Annotated in this window: 16 protein-coding genes; 10 read left to right on the forward strand and 6 right to left on the reverse strand. The window is 64.8% G+C overall.

Features of this window, described 5'->3' with window-relative positions; genetic code table 11:
- Positions 1 to 499: 499 nt before the first annotated feature.
- Together proS and ACFULV_RS07595 are read right to left on the reverse strand one after the other, a co-directional pair.
- Entirely contained in the window at positions 500 to 1,939 is a 1,440-nt protein-coding gene (proS, locus tag ACFULV_RS07590; RefSeq protein ID WP_378654213.1) for a proline--tRNA ligase, read from the reverse strand.
- 371 nt (positions 1,940 to 2,310) lie between these two features.
- On the reverse strand, positions 2,311 to 2,925 hold the full coding sequence (locus tag ACFULV_RS07595; protein WP_378654216.1) for a TetR/AcrR family transcriptional regulator: 615 nt from the start codon (positions 2,923 to 2,925) through the stop codon (positions 2,311 to 2,313).
- A gap of 169 nt (positions 2,926 to 3,094) precedes the next feature.
- Here ACFULV_RS07595 and ACFULV_RS07600 point away from each other — a divergent pair, with 169 nt between their 5' ends.
- From ACFULV_RS07600 to ACFULV_RS07610, 3 genes are all read left to right on the forward strand, one after another.
- On the forward strand, positions 3,095 to 4,876 hold the full coding sequence (locus tag ACFULV_RS07600; RefSeq protein WP_378654218.1) for an acyl-CoA dehydrogenase: 1,782 nt from the start codon (positions 3,095 to 3,097) through the stop codon (positions 4,874 to 4,876).
- A gap of 44 nt (positions 4,877 to 4,920) precedes the next feature.
- Positions 4,921 to 5,682 carry an SDR family NAD(P)-dependent oxidoreductase gene (locus ACFULV_RS07605; RefSeq protein ID WP_378627990.1) on the forward strand — a complete coding sequence of 254 codons (762 nt, stop codon included), beginning with the start codon at positions 4,921 to 4,923 and terminating at the stop codon, positions 5,680 to 5,682.
- A gap of 293 nt (positions 5,683 to 5,975) precedes the next feature.
- On the forward strand, positions 5,976 to 6,386 hold the full coding sequence (locus tag ACFULV_RS07610) for a DUF4189 domain-containing protein (protein ID WP_378654221.1): 411 nt from the start codon (positions 5,976 to 5,978) through the stop codon (positions 6,384 to 6,386).
- Positions 6,387 to 7,288: 902 nt separating this feature from the next.
- Here ACFULV_RS07610 and ACFULV_RS07615 read toward each other — a convergent pair.
- Positions 7,289 to 7,936: a TetR/AcrR family transcriptional regulator gene (locus ACFULV_RS07615; protein ID WP_378654224.1), complete on the reverse strand. Its 648-nt coding sequence runs from the start codon at positions 7,934 to 7,936 to the stop codon at positions 7,289 to 7,291.
- Between the two features lie 150 nt (positions 7,937 to 8,086).
- On the opposite strand from ACFULV_RS07615, the gene ACFULV_RS07620 reads away from it, so the two are divergent.
- The 5 genes from ACFULV_RS07620 to ACFULV_RS07640 are packed head-to-tail and all read left to right on the forward strand — an operon-like array spanning position 8,087 to position 13,726.
- On the forward strand, positions 8,087 to 9,223 hold the full coding sequence (locus tag ACFULV_RS07620; protein ID WP_378654227.1) for a VOC family protein: 1,137 nt from the start codon (positions 8,087 to 8,089) through the stop codon (positions 9,221 to 9,223).
- Complete coding sequence (locus ACFULV_RS07625) at positions 9,220 to 10,158, forward strand: fumarylacetoacetate hydrolase family protein (RefSeq protein WP_378654230.1); 939 nt, start codon at positions 9,220 to 9,222, stop codon at positions 10,156 to 10,158. The genes ACFULV_RS07620 and ACFULV_RS07625 overlap by 4 nt, the downstream gene beginning before the upstream one ends.
- The gene (locus ACFULV_RS07630; RefSeq protein WP_378654233.1) at positions 10,148 to 11,716 is read left to right on the forward strand and encodes a bifunctional 3-(3-hydroxy-phenyl)propionate/3-hydroxycinnamic acid hydroxylase; all 1,569 of its coding nucleotides are present in this window, start codon (positions 10,148 to 10,150) and stop codon (positions 11,714 to 11,716) included. Before ACFULV_RS07625 ends, ACFULV_RS07630 begins: the two co-directional genes overlap by 11 nt.
- On the forward strand, positions 11,706 to 12,908 hold the full coding sequence (locus ACFULV_RS07635; RefSeq protein WP_378654236.1) for a cytochrome P450: 1,203 nt from the start codon (positions 11,706 to 11,708) through the stop codon (positions 12,906 to 12,908). Before ACFULV_RS07630 ends, ACFULV_RS07635 begins: the two co-directional genes overlap by 11 nt.
- Positions 12,905 to 13,726, forward strand: coding sequence for an SDR family oxidoreductase (locus ACFULV_RS07640; protein WP_378654239.1), 822 nt, complete (start codon positions 12,905 to 12,907; stop codon positions 13,724 to 13,726). The genes ACFULV_RS07635 and ACFULV_RS07640 overlap by 4 nt, the downstream gene beginning before the upstream one ends.
- Before the next feature lie 72 nt (positions 13,727 to 13,798).
- On the opposite strand, the gene ACFULV_RS07645 is transcribed toward ACFULV_RS07640, so the two are convergent.
- The 3 genes from ACFULV_RS07645 to ACFULV_RS07655 are packed head-to-tail and all read right to left on the reverse strand — an operon-like array spanning position 13,799 to position 17,209.
- Positions 13,799 to 15,628: an FAD-dependent monooxygenase gene (locus ACFULV_RS07645; protein WP_378654242.1), complete on the reverse strand. Its 1,830-nt coding sequence runs from the start codon at positions 15,626 to 15,628 to the stop codon at positions 13,799 to 13,801.
- Entirely contained in the window at positions 15,625 to 16,548 is a 924-nt protein-coding gene (locus tag ACFULV_RS07650; protein WP_378654245.1) for a fumarylacetoacetate hydrolase family protein, read from the reverse strand. The genes ACFULV_RS07645 and ACFULV_RS07650 overlap by 4 nt, the downstream gene beginning before the upstream one ends.
- A 22-nt stretch (positions 16,549 to 16,570) precedes the next feature.
- Positions 16,571 to 17,209 carry a VOC family protein gene (locus ACFULV_RS07655; RefSeq protein ID WP_378654248.1) on the reverse strand — a complete coding sequence of 213 codons (639 nt, stop codon included), beginning with the start codon at positions 17,207 to 17,209 and terminating at the stop codon, positions 16,571 to 16,573.
- A 128-nt stretch (positions 17,210 to 17,337) separates the two neighbouring features.
- Between ACFULV_RS07655 and ACFULV_RS07660 the strand changes: the two genes are divergently transcribed.
- Complete coding sequence (locus ACFULV_RS07660; protein ID WP_378654251.1) at positions 17,338 to 17,964, forward strand: TetR/AcrR family transcriptional regulator; 627 nt, start codon at positions 17,338 to 17,340, stop codon at positions 17,962 to 17,964.
- 217 nt (positions 17,965 to 18,181) lie between these two features.
- Entirely contained in the window at positions 18,182 to 19,264 is a 1,083-nt protein-coding gene (locus ACFULV_RS07665; RefSeq protein ID WP_378654254.1) for an MCE family protein, read from the forward strand.
- Positions 19,265 to 19,279: the final 15 nt, after the last annotated feature.

Consider the following 19,279-nt stretch of genomic DNA (forward strand, 5'->3'; position numbering starts at 1 on the left):
TCGGGACTAAGACGACCCGGAGCGAGGTCACGACGGCACCCTGGGACTCTGGTCGAGGAGGCTGTCCTAAGTGGACCCGATCCCGCGCCGCTCACACCTCGAGGGCGCCAAATAGCCTCAGCTTCGCTCAGTTGCCGAGCAACTCTTGACCTGCGAGCCTCTGCGCGTGAACCTGCAGGCCGACCCCCCCAACTCACCAACCTCATCAAAACCCCCCAAGGCGGCGCGGCCCACGCCGACATCATCACCGACCTCGACCACCGCCTCGGTGAACTGACCACCTGCACCGGACGCTCCTGCCGGTGACAACCTCACCTACACAGACCCCACCGCCGGTGCGCGGGGTCGCCCGGTGCGCCTCGACAGCGGAACCGGCCGGCGTCATCCCCGAGCGGGCAGCCGAAACACCTCGAACCCACGATCGCTGAGCAGCCGAATACCGAACCGCTCTCGTCACACGCGCTGGCCGCGTAAGGCGGGGGTGGCCGCCCTAGTGGGTTCAGTAGGCCCGGGAGAAGATCACCCGTTTGCCGTAGGACGCCGGTGCGTCACAACGAACGCACTGGCCGCTTTCGGCGTCTCCGGCCAGCGGCACACACCGCGGCGTCGCCGCCGTGAGGGCCTTGATGTCAATCTCACACTGTGGTTTACCGCAGTGCAGGGCCAACGCCCAACCCGTCGCGACGGCCGCCTCGAACGCCGCCCAATCGTCGACAGCGATGGTGTTTTCCTCGCGGAACGCGGTCGCGCGAGCGAGTAGATACGCCTGGAAATCGTCGAGGATCCCAGGCATGAGGTCGGGCAGGGTCGCCAAGTCGACCGACTGCTTTCCCTCCTCCCCCAAGCGCCGAACCATCACCGCTGTCCCGGCAGCGAGATCGCGCGGGCCGAGCTCGACGCGTACAGGGACACCGCGCATCTCCCACTCGTTGAACTTCCAGCCCGGCGTCTGGTCCCGATCATCGACGTACACGCGGACCCCAGCGGACCGAAGCTTGCCTGCCAGTTCATCGGCGGCCGCGACGACAGCGGCCGCGGTATCACCGCGCATGATCGGCACGATGACGACCTGGTGCGGCGCCAGGCGCGGCGGCAGCACCAGGCCGCGGTCATCGCCGTGGGTCATCACGACGCCGCCGAGCATCCGGGTGCTCATTCCCCAGGATGTCGTGTGGCAGAATGTGTCTCGCCCATCGGAGGCGGCGTACCGGATTCCGAATGCTTGCGCGAAGTTGGTGCCCATGTAGTGCGAGGTCCCGGCCTGCAACGCCTTGCCGTCCCGCATCATCGACTCGATCGTGATCGTCTCGACAGCGCCCGCGAAGCGTTCACCGGGGGTCTTCTCACCCGGCACGACCGGCATCGCCGCCAGCTCCCGGGCAACGGTCTCGTAGATCCCGAGCGCCAACTCCATCTCGACACGAGCCTGCGCCTCGTCAGCGTGCGCGGTATGGCCTTCCTGCCACAGGAATTCCGTCGTGCGCAGAAACATTCGCGGGCGCATCTCCCATCGAACAACATTGGCCCACTGATTGAGCAACAACGGCAGATCGCGATGGGAACTGATCCACTTCGCCATCATCTCGCCGATGATCGTCTCGCTAGTAGGTCGTACGACAAGTGGTTCTTCGAGCTCCTTACCGCCCGCGTGCGTGACCACCGCGAGTTCAGGTGAGAATCCCTCGACGTGGTCGGCTTCACGTTCGAGGTAGGACTGGGGAATCAAGAGCGGAAAGTAGGCGTTCTCGTGACCGGTCTGTTTGATACGCCGATCGAGCTCGGCCTGTAGCAGTTCCCAGATCCTGTACCCGTACGGTCGAATGACCATGGTGCCTTTGGCCGGTCCGCGGTCGACAAGGGCAGCCTTCAAGACAACGTCGTTGTACCAGTTGGAGAAATCTTCGCTCTGGGCGGTAACTCCGCGCTCATCCCGTGCCATACCGACAAGGCTAACGCCCCCCACCAGCGAATTTACTGGTCCCGGTTCACCAGCGGACCTGCGGATTTCGCGCCAAGCGAGTACGGCCGCGCGAGGGATAGAAGGGGTCGTAGCGAGGTCCGCGACGATCGAGCGTCTGCTCGACGTCGGAGCCGACATCGACGCGGTGACCGAGAAAGGGATGCCAGCGATCTACTGGGCAGCTACGGCCACCAGCGGCGACCCATTAGGGGCGATTCGCCTGCTACGCGCGCGAGGTGCTGACCCGCGGCGCGAGACGATCCAAACCTACTTCAACGAGCGCCCTGGCATCCGGCATCTCCCGGACCGCTACCGGGATGGACCCGCTCGGGCAAACTCCTGGAGCGGAGTCAAGACCTCCGCGCTCCGACCATGCGGAGGGCGAGTTCGACATATCCCGCAGCGATGACATCCGCGTCGGAGTAGGTCTTGGAAGGAAACCATCGGCTGACATCGACTCCGAGTGAGGTGATTGCCAGAGTTGCAACCCCAACATCGACGGGATCGAACTCACCTGCCGCAGCGCCGGTTTCGATGATCTCGGAGAATATGCGAGACGTCGACCGGCGGATTTCAGCGATGACGGCGAAGTGCTCGGGCGACAGCGAGCGTAGTTCGTATTGTGCAACGCGCGCGCCGGTGTGGTTGTCGGCGTGCCACATGACGTAAGCGTTCACCGTCGATATCAGCCGCTCAGTTGCCGAAGCCCCGGCGTGTGCGGCGGCGGTGACCACGTCCAGAACAGAACTGTGCCCTTCCAGACTGATGGCGTAGAGAAGCGCTTCTTTGGTCTTGTAGTGCGGGTACACGGCTCCGGGACTCAAGCCGATACTGGCGGCGATCTCGCGCGTACCGGCCGCACCGTATCCCTTGGCAGCGAAGACCTCGATGGCCGCGGCGCGTATCCGCGCGGCCGCCTTGGAGGTACCTAGTTCATCGCGCACCGCTGATCGTGATACGTCCACAGGACTCCGCCTCTCGGTCCATGGGGTTGACATGTCGCCCTCCTCCACGCAGGATATGCGATCGTATAGAAACTATGCAATCGCATAGCCATTCGTTTGCTTCATCGCACAGCACCGCGACCAAGTGACCTCACCCTGTCCCGTCCGGCACACACCCTGAGGAAATGTCATGTCCACACCGATGTCCCGCCGCGATCTGGAGTTCCTGCTCTACGAGTGGCTCGAGGTCGACTCACTGACTACTCGCGAACGCTTCGCAGACCACTCACGCGAGACGTTCGACGCGGTACTGGATTTGAGCGCGAACATCGCCCAGAAGTGCTTCGCGCCGGTCAACAAAAAGGGCGACAGGAACGCGCCGTACATCGGTGCAGCGGGCCAGGTGGTACTGCCGAGCGAGATCAGCGACGGCCTCGACCAGTTCCGCAGCGCAGGGCTCATTGCCGGGTCGTTCGACGAAGCTTTGGGTGGCATGCAGTTGCCGACTGTCGTCAACCGCGCGTCGATGACCTGGTTCCAAGCCGCCAACGCGGCGATGTCCTCCTACTATTTCCTCACTGCCGCCAATGCAAGTCTGTTGGCGGAGTACGGCACCGCCGAGCAAATCGATTCCTGGGTCCGGCCGATGCTCGACGGTCGTTTCACCGGCACGATGTGCCTGTCCGAGCCCCAGGCCGGATCGTCACTGGCCGACATCACCACCAAAGCCGTCGCGGTGCCGGACGGCACCTACCGGATCACCGGCACCAAGATGTGGATCTCCGGGGGTGATCACGAGCTGACCGACAACATCGTTCACCTGGTGCTGGCCAAAGTCCCCGGTGGCGGAACAGGGGTGAAGGGCATTTCGCTGTTCATCGTGCCCAAGTATCTCGCCGATGGGACGCGCAACGACGTCGCACTGGTCGGCCTCAACCACAAGATGGGCAACCGCGCCACCACGAACGCACTGCTCAACTTCGGAGACGGAACCTTCAACCCCACTCCGGAATCCGGCGCGGTCGGCTACCTCGTCGGCACCGAGCACCGCGGGCTGTCCTACATGTTCCACATGATGAACGAAGCCCGCATCGGTGTGGGCCTACTGGCCACCGCGCTGGGGTACGCCGGCTACCTCGCCTCCCTGGAGTACGCGCGCACTCGCATCCAGGGCCGAGTGATCGATGACGCTGCCTCGGCCGCGGACAGCAAGCCCGTCGCCATCATCGAACACGCCGACGTCAAACGGATGCTCTTGGCCCAGAAGTCCTACGTCGAAGGCGCCCTGGCGCTCGGGCTCTACTGCAGCAAACTCGTCGACGAAGCCGCTACAACGACCGGGCCCGAGCGCGATCGAGCGAACCTTCTCCTCGATGTCCTCACTCCCATCGCGAAGAGCTGGCCGTCACAGTGGTGTCTGGAAGCGAACAGTCTCGCGATCCAGGTCCACGGCGGTTATGGCTACACCACAGAGTTCGATGTCGAGCAGTACTACCGCGACAACCGGCTGAATCCCATTCACGAAGGGACGCACGGTATCCAGGGCTTGGATCTGCTGGGCCGCAAGGTCACGATGCACAACGGTGCGGGCCTGGCCCTGCTCGCCGACACCATCAGCGACACCATCGACCGCGCCTCCACCGCGCCGGCGCTGTCCACCTATGCCGATGATCTGGGCAAGGCGCTGAATCAATTGGTCGCGGTCACCGCACGGATCTGGTCTGTCGACGACCGTGCCGCCTCGCTGGCCAACGCGAGCATCTACCTCGAAGCCGCCGGGCACATCGTGATCGCCTGGATATGGCTCGACCAGCTGCTCGCTGTCGGCGACCTGGACGGGGCCTTCTACGACGGCAAACGCGTCGCGACGCAGTACTTCTTCCGGTATGAACTGCCCAAGGTCGCCGCGCAGCTGACACTGCTGGCGCAGCTCGACCGAACCACCCTCGATACCGACCCGACCTGGCTGTGAGCCTCGTTCACCGCACCACCTCGACTACATCGCAGGAGAACTCGATGTCCCTACTCGAAATGTTCGACATGACCGGCAAGGTCGTCATCGTCACGGGCGCATCGTCCGGACTCGGAGTGTCGTTCGCTCAGGGGTTCGCCGAGGCAGGCGCCGACCTCGTTCTCGCGGCCCGCCGTGCCGACAAGCTCACCGAGACAGCGGAATCCGTGCGTGCAGCCGGTCGACGAGCTGTCGTCGTTCCCGCCGACGTCTCGGCACCCGAACAGTGCCAGGCTGTCGTCGACGCGGCCATCTCGGAGTTCGGTCGCGTCGATGTCCTGATCAACAACGCCGGCGTCGCCTCCGCCCACCCGGCGACCCGGGAGACCCCCGACCAGTTCCGCGCGGTCATCGATGTCAACCTCCACGGCTCCTACTGGATGGCGCAAGCCTGCGGCCGCGTCATGCCGGCCGGCGGCTCGATCATCAATATCTCGAGCATTCTCGGACTCACCACCGCGGGCTTGCCACAGGCCGCCTACAGCGCCAGCAAGGCCGCCATCATCGGACTGACACGGGATCTGGCCCAGCAATGGGGATCCCGCAAGGGAATTCGCGTCAACGCGCTGGCCCCCGGGTTCTTCCGTAGCGAGATGACCGACACCTACGACGAGGGCTATGCCGCGTCCCTGATGCCCCGGGTCGTTCTCGGGCGGTACGGCCACGGCGAGGAAATCGCGGCAACCGCGGTATGGCTCGCCTCTGCCGCCGGCGGCTACGTCACGGGGCAGACCATCGCTGTCGACGGCGGCGTCACCATCACCTGAGCTCGCCGACCCCGAGCATCGCACTCTCTCCCGGGACAGATCGCTGCGCGGCGGCAGGCAACAACCCATCCTCTCCACTTCCTGCCATTGGCAGGTCGACCGGGCAGAAAGGCCATGCTCCCCGAGGAACAAGGACTGATCGATCGGTTTCGGCAGATCCGTCACGAACGCCGTGATTCGTGACGGTCTTTGCCGTGACCCCAAGACTTTTGGGGCGACCTCGCGTCCATGCGCTGCGGTATCTTCCATGCGATCGCCGCACCTGGTCGGCGCGCAGAGGAAGCACACACCACATGTTCAACAAGTCCATTGCGGTCGCCGCGCTCTCGGTGAGCGCCGCTGCCGTCCTCGCGGCACCGCCCGCAGCCGCCGACCCGGTCACCTGGGGCGCCGCTTCCCTCAGCGTGTGGGGCAATGTCTACGCGTTTTCGGTCAACCACCCGACAGAAGCCGACGCCATTCAAGCCGCCGACCGAGCATGCAAGGGTCAAGGCATCATCGACTGCCGGATGATAGTGACATTCGCGAACGGCTGCGGTGCAGTCGTGACGAGTCCGCTCGCGATCGTCGCAGGGTTCCCGATCGTAGGCTTCGGTAAAGGGGCGACCCCAGGGGAGGCATACGCAGACGCCACCCGCAACCTCCCCACCGGCACCGGAAGCGCCGGCTCGTTCAATCGCGACCACGCCTGCACCTGGCCTTGATCTAGTTCCCGCACGGTCCTCGACAAAATGTCGGGCTGACACCCCCTTAGCTCAGAGGTAGCGCACTCGCCTTGTGGCGAAAGGTCCAGATCGTCATCGAACAGATCGACGTAGATGACCCGCCCAAGGCGCCACCACAGACTTCCTCATCTGGTGAACGGACGAGCGGCCCCAAATACGCCTGCTCGCATAGTCGGCTTGTCCCGCTACCACCGGGAGCATCGTGGTCGTGCTGAGCAGAACGTGATCGTCACGCGGCGGAACTCAGGCCGGCGGCGCTACTGACCTGTCCGGCCGTCGATCGGTGACCTAGTCGCTCACGAAACCTCGAGACGTGCTGGATCGAGCAGGTTGCTCGGCGACCGGACCGGCCGGCTCGCCAACGACCTACTGGGTGTGGACAACCGAAACCACTGCTTTCCGCTTGTACGCGAGCGCGGCTGCTGCGGGTCGAAGCCATCGCGGAACTGATCAGCGAGGGCGTAGAGCCGTCCGTGGAACTGTCGTCCATCCTCAACGAACTCTTAGTCGCACAAGCCCGCCACCGGGCAGCGGCGACACAGCAAGCGCAGTGCCCCGACCACGTCCAGATCGCAGCAGCGCATCCGCCGGACCGGTCGCATCAAAGCCACCGATACCGGTCGACTCCACGCCAGCCCACCTGCGGAGTCTGACCGTCATTCGGCCTGCGCGGTCGACGGTATTTCGCCCGCAACCCAATATCATGTTCACAACGAGGGTGCCCGCGCCGCTGCTGTTGACCTCGGGTCACCCCCGCCTGTCCCGGTCCTGAAGCAGGAATCTGCGCGAGGCCACCGCGTTCTAGCCTGACCCCGCCGAGGCCCTGTCAGAGGTCACCGTCGGCCGCGCCCGGCCTTCGATGTCATTGCCGTGTCGCAGTATCAGCTCGGAACGTCGGCCGCGGTCTCGCCATCCAATGACACTGGTCTACTGCATAATTCTTGGGCATCGTCGCGCGAGAGACCAAGTGCGACAAGTATTCCGACGGTCATCTCGTCCACGGTCACAGCACAATCGCGGTCGGGTTGCTGCAGCAGCAGGCGTCCGAGGCCGAGCAGCGATCCGGCCACCAGCGCCATCGCCAGATCGGTGTCTTCGACGGTGAAGCGTCCCGCGCGTGTCGCGGCGGCGATGTCTCGTGCGGCGCGAGGCGCGAGGCCGTGCTCGGATTCGATCAGCGAGGCGCCGGAGTTGACCAGGACCCGGCTGAGATCAGGCTGTAGCCGAAACAGTCGGCCGACGATCCGGAAGGACGTGGCGAAGATCTCCGCCGGATCGGCGAGGTCGGTCGTGAGCGAGTCGAGGTAGTCGCCCAGCGACTCCAACGCGCTGTCGACCGCCGCGACGAACAGTTCTTCCTTGCTGTCGAAGTGGTTGTAGAACGAGCCCATTCCCACGTCCGCGGCCTGCGTTATCTCGAGGATGGGCGCGTTGAGCCTGCCCTCGGCGATGAAGCGTTGCCCAGCGGCGATCAGAGCCGAGCGGGTGCGAGCTTTGCGGCGTTCGAGCCTGTTCGCTGTAGCGGACATTTTCGTTAGTCACCTTCTGACAGTGGTTTCAGCTGCCGCGATCTTAATCGCCTTCAAATCTGACGACTCCCTCAGAACCCTTGACTGACTATACAGTCATAGGTGACGATATCGTCAGACAGTTGCCGCGCACGAAAGAGGAGTCGAGAGATGTCGGAGGTCCGCAGCGACGCACATCGCGACCTGCACGTCGATCAGGGTGCCCTGCCGGGCGAGCACCCCGGCCGTTTCAGCAACCCGATCATCAAGGTCGCCGACCTCGCCTGGCTCGAGTTCCGCAAGCCCGATCTGTTGAAGGCCGAGGCTTTCGCGCTGGCCTTCGGGTTCTCTGTCGCCTACCGCACCTCGGAGGAGATCCACCTGCGTGGCACACAGACGGGCACGGCGTGCGTGATCATCCGCAAGGGAGATCGCACCCGGTTCGTCGGCGCCGCCTTCCTGGCCGCCGACGAGTCCGACGTATTCAGGCTCGCCGAGGTGACGGGTCATCGCGTGGAGCGCCTGCCCGAAAGTATCGGCGGCATCGGCGTCACCTTGAACGATCCGGGCAGCAAGACCGTGCGCGTGGTGGCCGGCGCGCGCCCGCTGCCGCAGCTGCCGGGCCAGCGCGCGCATACGTTCAACATCGGCGAGTCCGCCGCCCGGATCAATGCGACGCAGCGGCCACCGCGTGTGCCTGCCGGGGTCGAGCGGCTCGGCCATGTGGTGCTCTCTCGTACCCGCTACCTGGAGAACCTGAACTGGTATCTCGAGCATCTCGGACTCATCGTCAGCGACTTCCTGTATTACGACGGGCAGCGCGAACGCGGGCCGGTGATGGCCTTCATCCGCTGCGATCGCGGAAACACACCCACCGACCATCACACCCTCGCCATGACACTCGGCCCCTCGGACCGGTACGTGCACTCGGCGTATCAGGTGTGCGACCTGGACGCGCTCGCAGCCGGCGGCGAGTTCCTGGCCGAACGCGGCTATCGCCGGTCCTGGGGCATCGGACGACACATCCAGGGCAGTCAGATCTTCGACTACTGGCGCGATCCCGACGGTTTCCTCGTCGAGCACTTCAGCGACGGCGACCTGTTCGACAGCTCCCTGGAACCGGGCTGGGCGCCGATGACGGCCTCGGGCCTGGCGCAGTGGGGCCCACCGGCGACCAAGGACTTCCTCGGCACAGCACCGGGCCGCCGATCGCTGCGGGAACTCGGGTCCATCTTCTCTTCACTGCACCGAGACAACGAATTCGACGCCCAGCGCTTGCGGGGCCTGCTGAAAGTAGCCAACTCATGAGCATTTCCGTGCTGCGAACCGCCGACGCGTGGTGGGTCCTGACCCCGGACGGCGCTGTCCGAATCGACACCGCCGCCACGACCACGGGCGAACTCCTGGCCGACCGAGCCGCGATCGACGCGGCGCGCGGCGGCAGCGACACCACGCCCGTGGAGACCTTGGCGCTCGTCTCCCCGGTGACAGCGCCGTGTCGGGTTGTCGCGCAGATGACCAATTATGTGTCGCACGTGCAGGATTCGGGGATGAACCCGGCGACTGTGCCGCTGACGTTTTTTCGCAAGTCTTCCGGGTCCATCAGCGGTCCCGAGGACGACATCGTCAAACCGGCGCACGTGCGATTGCTGGACTACGAGATCGAGATCGGGCTCGTCTTCGGTGCGACGCTGCCCGTTGGCACCGAACTCGACGAGTCGAACATCGGCGACTTCATCGCCGGACTGACCATCACCGACGATGTGTCCGCCCGCGACATCCAACTGCCCAAAACCCAGTTCTACGAGGGCAAGTCGTATCCGACATTTACACCGGTCGGCCCGTTGTTGCTGCTGCTGGAGACGGGCGAGCTCGACAGATTCCACGACCTCTGCCTGACACTGCGTGTCAACGGCGAAGTGCGCCAGAACAGCACGGTGGCGGACATGATCTACGGCCCACTCGAAACCCTGCGCGCTCTCACCGGATTCCAGCGCATGGACGCGGGCGACCTACTACTGACGGGCACTCCTGGCGGAACGGCCTTGAAGGCTCCCGCCAAACCCATCGAGATCCTCGGGTCGCTGATACCGCCCGCGCTCAAGTGGAAGATCTTCTTCAACAAGCAGGCGTCGAACCCGCGCTATCTACAAGACGGCGATGTGGTGGAGCTGACCGCCTCGACACCCGACGGCGCACTCGACCTCGGCATTCAGCGCACGACGGTGCGGTATGGGCGCTGAGAGAGGCCGGGTCGAGCACTACCCGGTCGTGATCGTCGGGGCGGGCCCGACCGGTATGACCGCGGCGTTGCTGTTGGCACGGTACGGCATCGAGTGCCTGATCGTCGATCGCTGGGACGAGGTGTACCCGCAGCCGCGAGCGGTGCATCTCGACGACGAGGTGTACCGCATTCTGGCCGATCTCGGACTCAGCGACGAGTTCGCGGGAATCTCCCGGCCAGGCCGCGGCCTTCGGCTGGTCGACTCCGCGATCGCCACGCTCGCGGAGTTCGACCGCGACCCCGACCGGATGCCGCACGGGTTCCCGCTGGCCAACATGTTCGACCAGCCGGATCTCGAGCGCGTGCTGCGGTCCAGGCTGGCGTCGGCGCAGGGCGTGCGGATACGCGGTGGGTGCGAAGTGCTCGATGTGGCGAACCTGCGTGATCGCGCTCGCGTGACCTACCGAGATGCCGTGACAGGTGAACGACGCGCTGTCACAGCGGATTTCGTCCTCGGCTGCGATGGCGCCAACAGTGTCGTGCGCGCGTCGATCGGTTCGCGAATGCGCGACCTGGGTTTCGAACAGCGGTGGCTGGTGGTCGACATCGCCACCGACGCCGATCTCGGGCAGTGGGAGGGCGTGCACCAGGTGTGCGATGCCGAACGCGCCGCGACGTACATGCGCATCGGCGCATCACGCTACCGCTGGGAGTTCCGCCTCCGCGACGACGAAGCCGCGGACCAGTTCGCCACGCTCGACACCATCGAGCCGCTCCTGTCCCCCTGGCTGCGCGAGGTAAGAAGTCCCGAACTGACGCTGATCCGGTCCACCGCGTACACCTTTCGTGCCCAGGTGGTCGACCGATGGCGGGACCGCAGGATCTTTTTACTCGGTGACGCCGCCCACCTCACCCCGCCGTTCATCGGGCAGGGCATGGGCGCCGGTCTTCGTGACGCCCAGAACCTGATCTGGAAACTGGTCGCCCTCATGAGCGCGGAACTGCCGGACGACGCACTCGACACCTATCAATCCGAACGTACACCGCACGTCACATCGATGATCTGTCTGGCCGTCGCTGTCGGATGGGCGATGACAAGTGCCGCGGCGGCGGGTGAGGTGATCCGCAAGCGGGTGTGGCCGCTCCTCGGCCACGTTCCGGTCGTCAGATCCAAGGTGACCGACAGCGCCACACCGCGCCTTTCCCGGTCGATGTTCGTTGCGCGACAGGCTTTTCGGCCGTTCGACCTGGCCGGCTCGCTGTGTCCGAACTGCGTTGTCGAAGACGGCACGCGAGTCGACGAGATCGCCAGCGGACGCTTTCTCTTCCTCGCGGCCACCCCGCTCACCCGCGAACAGCGGACCGAACTCGACCGGCGCGGCGCCGCGATCCTGGCGGTACCGGCATCTTCCGAACTCGGCGAATGGCTGCGCCGCGGACGCGCGACGGCTGCGATCGTGCGACCCGACAAAACCGTGCTGGCGACCTCCCGATCAGTCCCCTCCCTACACACCCGTGTACCGAGCTGCCCCGCTCTGACCACCGATTCCACGCACAGGAGATCCCATGGCGGTTGACATTTCCATCCCGCGATATCGCGAGAATCTCTTCGATACCGAGGCGATCCTCGATCCTTACCCACACTATGCGGCATTACGCGCGGCCGGCCCAGTGGTGTGGCTACCGTGCCAACGCGTCTTCGCGATCTCCCGATACGCCGAGTGCAAGGCGGTGCTCCGCGACGACGCGACTTTTGTCTCGGGTAACGGGGTGTCGCTGAACCGCGTTGCCAACCGCCTCGGCCGGGGTACCACGCTCAACAGCGACGCAGAAGAGCACGCCACCAAACGGTCCGTTCTCGCGCACCGACTGACGCCGAGAGCGCTTCGGGAAATGACAGATACCGTCGAGCGCTTCGCCGACAGCGTCGTGGACACGGCGTTGACGAACACCCGCATCGACGGGGTCGACGATCTCGCGACCGCACTGCCACTTTCGGTGGTCCCGGACCTCATCGGCTGGCCACACGACGGGCGCGCGGACCTGCTGCGCTGGGCCAGTGCGACGTTCGACTCGATGGGGCCGATCAACCGGCACTCCGTCCGTGCGGCGAAGGCTGCCGCCGAAATGCTGGCCTTCGCCCGCCGTGTCGCGCGCGATCGATCGGTTCTCGACGACAGCATGGGTAGTGACGTCTTCCACGCCGCCGACGAGGGCAGGATCGACAAGAAGTCGTGCCCGGCGCTCATGATCGACTACCTGGCCCCGTCGCTGGACACCACCATCGGCGCGATCTCGAGTGCGCTCTACCTGTTTTCACAGCACCCCAGGCAGTGGCAGGCCTTGCGGTCGAATCCGGAACTGATACACCATGCCGTCAACGAGGTCGTGCGGATCGAATCGCCGTTGCGCGCGTTCTCCCGCACGGCCGCACGCGATGCCGACATCGGTGGGGTGAAGATCCCGGGTGGAAGCCGCGTACTGGTGCTCTTCGCTTCCGCCAACCGGGACCCGGCCGAATGGGATCACCCCGAGTCCTTCGACATCACCCGCGACGCGAGCCGCCAGCTCGGCTTCGGCTGGGGTGTGCACGGTTGCGCGGGCCGGACGTTGGCACGGCTCGAAACCGTTTCGATTCTGCGGGCACTGGCCGATCGTGTCGAACGTATCGAGCTGGTCGGCACACCGAAGTGGGCCGTCAACAACATCATTCGCAGACTGGAACAGCTTCCTCTCGAGCTCGTCCCAGCAGACAGGAAGTCGGCATGAAGACAGCGATCGTCACCGGGGCGTCCTCCGGAATAGGACGGGCTGTCGCCACCGCCTTGGTCGCTCGCGGCTACCGCGTGCTCGGGACAAGCCGCGACAGTTCGACCGTGGCCGATCCCGTGCCGGGCGTCGACTACCGCGACCTGGATCTCACCGATCGTGGCTCGATCGCCCGGTTCATCGACGCGCTTGACGACCTAGCTGTCGATGTCCTGGTGAACAACGCCGGTGAGAGCCAATGCGGACCACTCGAAGAGCTACCGATGGATGCGGTGCGGAGGTTGTTCCAGCTCAACGTTTTCGGTGCCATCGAACTGACTCAGTCGCTATTGCCCGGGATGCGACAGCAGCGTCGTGGCAGGATCATCAACATCGGTTCGATGCTCGCGAGCTTCCCCCTCGCCTACCGATCGTCCTATGTCGCAACCAAGGCGGCCCTCAAAGGCTTCGCGACCGCCGCACGGTATGAACTGAAGCCGTACGGAATCGACATCACCACCGTCGAACCAGGTTCCATCGCGACCGGACTGTCCGGACGCCGCACCAAATACATCAGTAGCGACTCCCCCTACGTCGAACAGTTCACCTCGGCGATCGCCGTCCTCGACGCGAAGGAAGCTCAGGGAATTACGGCGGACGAGGTCGCCCGCACTGTGCTCGAAGCTGTCGAAGCCGAGCAGACGTTGCCTCTCTATGCCGTCGGCAGCAAGGCATCGGCAGTGTTCCTGGCCCGCAGATTGTTGCCGCGCAGAGCAATCGAGGCCGTCATGGCCAAGACATACGGCGTCGGGTCCGTGCGAACCCGACGTGCGCCATAGGCGTTCCCTGCCGAGGCAGATCCCATCCAGCCACGACCTGAGCGGGACTCCCGCCCTGCTCGGGTCGAGCGCTCAGCGAACCGCGGAGCCCGCCGACCGCCCGGTCGGTCGGCTGTCGTAGTACGCTCCCCACCGCGCGTCGATCAGCGAAGCGAGATGGGGTGCGGCGTCGGCCGCGGATCGCGTCGTCCGCCAGAACACGTGACCATCGGGCCGGACGACAACGGCACCGTCGGTACCGACTTCGTAGAGATCTATCAGCCGTTCCCGCTGCGCGCCGTCGCCCGGAACGAGCGCGACCACGCTGATGCCGGACGGGACGGCGGCGCGCCACTGGTCCTCGGCGAAGGTGAACACCGTCAGGCCGGTGCGATCCAGCGCGTCGTGGGCAGGCCTCACCCGCCCGTCGGCGAGCAGATCGGCGTGTGGCAGCCTCGCGCCGGGACGCGTTGTCGGTTTGTACAGCACAACCTCCGCAGTCGGCTCACCCGTGTCGACAGGCGTCTGACCGCTCGCCTCGCTGATGACGAGTGGGCCGTTGTACACATAGCCGAACTGCAGACCCATGGACACGAAATGTTCGATTTGACCGGGTATTTCCGCGGCGACGCGTTCGCGAAGCACACTCGCTTTGCGATGATTCGGTGTCAGCCGACCGGTACGCCGGGTCTGGAGCCGGGTCGCGCTATCGAGAAGCGGAGCCAGCACCCGACCTGGCAGCAACGACAGCGGCCGTCGACGCATCGCTTCAGTTGCCGAGTGCAGCATCGCGTTGGTGACACCGACGTGTCGCGTCACCTTGTCGAGGCGGAAGTGATTTGTGACGCTCTGGTCGGCGAATCGTTCCACCACGGGCCGTCGTTCGACCTCGTAGGTGTCGAGCAGCTCATCGCGAGCCCCGTCACTCAGGATCGCTTCGAGCTTCCATGCCAAGTTGTGCGCGTCCTGTACACCGGAATTGAGTCCGAACCCACCGGTATGTGGGAACCGATGGGCCGCATCGCCAAGCAGCAGAAGACGACCGGCCCGAAAGGTCTGGGCGGTCTGCGAGGTCATCACCCAGGTGCCCGTCGATTCGATTTCGAAATCGTCGGTGCCCAAGACTCCGGGCAATGTTTGCTTCCAGTAGTCGCGACTGGTGCGCGCGATCTTCTGCGCGGGATGCAGGTAGGCGGTGATGAAGATGTAGTGGTGGGCCGCATGGGCGATGAGCACGCCACACAGTTCGGGTGTGTAGACCCAGCTCAGCAGGGGTCGGGCAGCATCGCGAAACAGGGTACGGGAACGGAAGAACGCGCTGCCCATATTGGCAAGCACCGGACCGCGCAGGTCGATGCCTGCGTTATCGCGCAGCGTGCTGTTGGCGCCGTCGCAGGCCAAAACGTACTCGCCGCGTTCCGTCGAGCGCGAGTTCGGCGCGTCGGCCGACGCGACAGTGACCCTGGCGCCGCGCGCATTCGAGGTGAGCGCGGTGACCTCGACGCCTCGCCGGAACTCGATCAGCGGCTGGTCGTCCAATGCTTCCCACAGCACGGGCATCAGCAGATGCTGGCCGATGTGGGAGACCATGTAGGGGCTGTAGCTTTCCACCTCGGCGAGCAATTCCGGAACGGATAGCAGGTCCAGCGACCCGATCGGCGGGTCCGTCAGGCTGCCGTACCAACTGATGAGTTTGACGGTTTCGCGCGGCGGCGACATGGCCGCGATGCGATCAGCCAGATCCGGGGAGTACTCACGCCAAATCTCCAACGTGCGGGCACTGATGACGTGCGCCGCCGGATGCATCAGGGGCGCGGTGCGGCGCTCCAACACCACTGACCGAATCCCTCGTGCCGCGAGCAACAATGCGGCGGTGGCTCCCGACGGGCCTGCTCCGACAATGACAACGCGCGTCCCCGTCACCGAACCGCCATGCGCTGCGTTCCGAGGTCGATCGACCCGTCAGGGGTAGCGATCATCGCGGTCACCACATCGTCGACCGAGAGGTACCTGCTGTTGCGGGCCTGCCGTGCGAAGAAGATCTTCCACTTCCACGCAGGGGGCAGCAGTTCCCCGATCTTCTGCACGATCTTCGGCGGCGCCGAGATCGCGGTGCCGATGGGTGTGCCGGTCAGCAACAGGTCGCCAGGGGCCATGTTCTGAAACCTGGCCAGGCGCGTCAGCGCCTGCGCCGGCGGGGTGATGAGGTCGTCGCCGATGATCTGGTCCTGACGGACTTCGTTGTTGACACGCAACGTCATGCGCAGCTGCGGTATACGGGTGAGCTCCTCGCGGTCGAGCAGGACCAGCCGCGGTCCGACCGGAGTGAACGTCGGATACGACTTGCTCTCGTACACCTGCGTTCTCGTGAGCTGCACTTCCCGCGCCGAGATATCGTTGACCACCACGAGGCCGGCGACGAACTCCCCCAGGTTCTCGTCGGTCACCACCGTCCCGAGGGGTATGTCGGCGCCGATCACGGCACCGAGTTCGATCTCGTAGTCCACGAATGCGACATCGGCGGGCGGGGTGATCGGATCGTGCGGACCGCTGATCGAGGCCGATGACTTGCGAAAGAACGTGGGCTGCAACGTTTTCGGATCTTCTCCGACGTCCCGGGCATGAGAACGGTAGTTCAACAGCTGGGCTACGAGGCGACACGGCGCGGTGACCGGTGACAGTGGGGTGAGCGTCGCCGCGTCCGTATCCGCGGCGGCCGCGGTGATCGCCGAACGATCGGCGAGAAGCTGCGCTGTCGTGACCGCGGGGGTGTCGATACGGGCGGCGCGGTCGCCGTCGAGACGCCACCAGCCCTCAGTGGTGCGGATGACAGTAGTGCTCATCTGTTTCTCTTCCTGAATCGGATCAGAGGGTGCGGAGGTTGATGGTCTTGCGGTTGGCGACGATCGGCCGCCCGGGCCGCACACCGGCTTCCCGAGGGCGCAGCTGCGCATGTGACACACCCCTGCGCAGCTGACTCAGCAGGTACTCGGGATCGACGTCGACTCCGATGGGGTTGTCCGCGAAGTCGGCGGTGCGGAAGTACGCCGACGTTTCCTCGGGGCTGAAGTTCTCGACTTGGAACTCGAGCCGCGTCCCGTCCGGATCCTCGTAGTACAGGGAGATGGTCGGCCCGTGGTTGATGCTCCACACCGGTGTGACGCCGACCCTCTTCAATCGGATGTAGTTCTCGAGCAGCCGTTCGAGCGAGACGAACGTGAACGCGATGTGGTCGACGCCGTAGACCTTGCGCCGGAACCTCGCGAGCGGGAACAGGAACTTCACCGGCGCGGGCACGGCGACGATCGCCAAGCGGTGCGATTCCTCGTCCCATGTCAGAAATGAGATCTGCTCGTCCTGATACATGATCTCGGCGCCGAACACGAGGCCGTACCAGGCAACCAGCTCGTCCCGCCGCGCGGATTTCACCACCCAGTGCGCGATGCGGTCCGGCGCGACCCGGGAGATCTTATGTGACGCACCGTCATTCGCCTCGTCGGTCACGCTCGTACCTCGTCTCGTCGGGCGGCTGTGCGTCGAGGCTAAACGCAGTTTGACTCTCAGTCAATATTTTGACTTGTAGTCAAAAGGTCGACCGAGGCGATTCCACGAGTCGGCTATTCTCATCTCCCATGCCGACGAACGAGGAATCCGGAGCGAAGCCTTCGCGCCGGGCGAGTGCTCGTCCGCGGCGCGATCGTCGGCAGGCGCTCATCGACGCGGCGATCGAAGTCTTCGGCGAAGCGGGTGATGACGCCGACATCAGCGCCGCGTCGATCTCCAAACGCGCAGGCGTGGCCCACGGGCTGTTGTTCTACTACTTCACCGACAAGCAGGGCCTAGTCGCCGCCGCGCTCGCGGACATCCTCGGCAAGCTCGCTACGTTCCAAAGTCCGCGACCAGAGGAAACGACAGCCCGGGCGCGAATAGAAGGCTTCGTGCGACGACACATCGAGTTTCTGGACCGCTATCGCACGGCCTATGTGAAAGTCATGCGCGAGGGCGCGCTCGCAGACCCCGAGATCGAGCGCGCGGTCCGGGAAGCACGCGCTCACGGCGTGCTACAGGTCGCCCAACTCGCCGGACTGCCTACACCGATGACCACCCTGACCCGAGCGGCCGTCATCGGATGGGTAGGTTTCCTCGACCGCCTCGCCGACGAGTATTTCGATGACTCCGACCTGGATCTGAACAGCACGGTCACCTTGGCGGCCGATGCCTTCACTGCCGTGGTCGAGGCAGCGGCGCGTCAGCGCTAGCTCGCGTTCCCCGCAGCGAAATCGTCCCAGTCCTGTGGGGATTCGCCGACATCACAAGCCAAAGCCCTCGCGGTTGTGAGGATTCCCCCGGCTTCTTGACTGATGAAATAGTCATCTGTGACTATTTCATCAGTTTGGTATTCGAGGACGCGGCTGTCGAGGTGTGCGTGTCTTCAACGCCCGGAAGGAACACACCGTGGGGCTTGTGCGCAACACCGTGAACAGACCATTCCGCATTGTCGCGGCGGCCGCCGCCGCGACAATGACGCTGAGCTGTTCCCCGCTTACCGCCCATGACGGGCTCGGCCGCTCGACCGAGATCACCGCCGACTTCGAGAACATCGCGGGCATGTACGAGGGCAACGAGGTCATGGTCCTCGGCCTCGCGGTGGGCAAGGTCGACAAGATCGTGCCCAAGGGCACCTACGTCGAGGTCCACATGACCGTCGACGCCGGCGTCAAGATCCCGAAAGACGCGATCGCGGCGATCATCTCGCCCTCGATCGTCACCGACCGCCACATCGAGGTGAGCCCGCCGTTCACCGGCGGTGAGGCGCTGAAGTCCGGCGATCACCTGCCCAAGGCGCGCACCAGGACGCCGGTCGAGCTGGACACGATGATCAAGACCATCGACCAGTTCGCCGCCGCGCTGAAGCCCGAACCCGGCCAGGAGGGTCTCGGCCCGCTGTCGGGCCGGGTGCTCTACCCGGTGCTCAACGGCAACGGCCAGAAGATCAGGGAAACCCTCGACGCGCTCTCGGGTGCGTTGAAGGTCGGTGTCGACAACAAGGACGCCATCGCCAACATCATCATCAAGCTCAACGAGCTCACGACGATGCTGGCCGACAACGATCAGTCGGTGCGCGACTTCAGCGACCGGGTGACCGCCATGTCGGGGCTGCTCGCCGAACAAGCTCCTGGCCTGCAGGCCACCCTCGATCAGCTCAACGCGTTCCTGTCCAACACCTCGACGACCTTCGCCGGGCATCAGGACGAACTGGCCGCCTCGCTGACCGGTCTGACCACCGTCACCAACCAGTTGCGCGCCAACTCGGGCGCGATGGTCGAGATCGTCGACGTCGTGCCGCTGCTCATGCAGAACATCGACGGTGCGATGGACAAGGAAAAGGGTTTCATGCGCAATCAGGCGCTGGTCGGTACGGCTCTGTCGGGCGAGATCGTCAGCGTGTTCTGTGAGCGGATCCAGATGCGTCCCGATGGTTGCCGCACCACCGGCAACGTCCAGGACTTCGGCCCCGACTACGGGCTCACCGCCGCACTGCTCGGACTGACGAAGTAGCGAAGCGGCTCCAGC

Origin of the sequence: Nocardia sp. NPDC057272, assembly GCF_042668615.1 — a bacterium.
Lineage (GTDB): Bacteria > Actinomycetota > Actinomycetes > Mycobacteriales > Mycobacteriaceae > Nocardia.

Bases quoted from the DNA above. Each gene is read 5' to 3' on its own strand.
- proS (WP_378654213.1), bottom strand. From the start codon at position 1,939: ATGGCACGGGATGAGCGCGGAGTTACCGCCCAGAGCGAAGATTTCTCC.
- ACFULV_RS07600 (WP_378654218.1), top strand. From the start codon at position 3,095: ATGTCCACACCGATGTCCCGCCGCGATCTGGAGTTCCTGCTCTACGAG.
- ACFULV_RS07605 (WP_378627990.1), top strand. From the start codon at position 4,921: ATGTCCCTACTCGAAATGTTCGACATGACCGGCAAGGTCGTCATCGTC.
- ACFULV_RS07610 (WP_378654221.1), top strand. From the start codon at position 5,976: ATGTTCAACAAGTCCATTGCGGTCGCCGCGCTCTCGGTGAGCGCCGCT.
- ACFULV_RS07615 (WP_378654224.1), bottom strand. From the start codon at position 7,936: ATGTCCGCTACAGCGAACAGGCTCGAACGCCGCAAAGCTCGCACCCGC.
- ACFULV_RS07620 (WP_378654227.1), top strand. From the start codon at position 8,087: ATGTCGGAGGTCCGCAGCGACGCACATCGCGACCTGCACGTCGATCAG.
- ACFULV_RS07625 (WP_378654230.1), top strand. From the start codon at position 9,220: ATGAGCATTTCCGTGCTGCGAACCGCCGACGCGTGGTGGGTCCTGACC.
- ACFULV_RS07630 (WP_378654233.1), top strand. From the start codon at position 10,148: ATGGGCGCTGAGAGAGGCCGGGTCGAGCACTACCCGGTCGTGATCGTC.
- ACFULV_RS07635 (WP_378654236.1), top strand. From the start codon at position 11,706: ATGGCGGTTGACATTTCCATCCCGCGATATCGCGAGAATCTCTTCGAT.
- ACFULV_RS07640 (WP_378654239.1), top strand. From the start codon at position 12,905: ATGAAGACAGCGATCGTCACCGGGGCGTCCTCCGGAATAGGACGGGCT.
- ACFULV_RS07650 (WP_378654245.1), bottom strand. From the start codon at position 16,548: ATGAGCACTACTGTCATCCGCACCACTGAGGGCTGGTGGCGTCTCGAC.
- ACFULV_RS07660 (WP_378654251.1), top strand. From the start codon at position 17,338: ATGCCGACGAACGAGGAATCCGGAGCGAAGCCTTCGCGCCGGGCGAGT.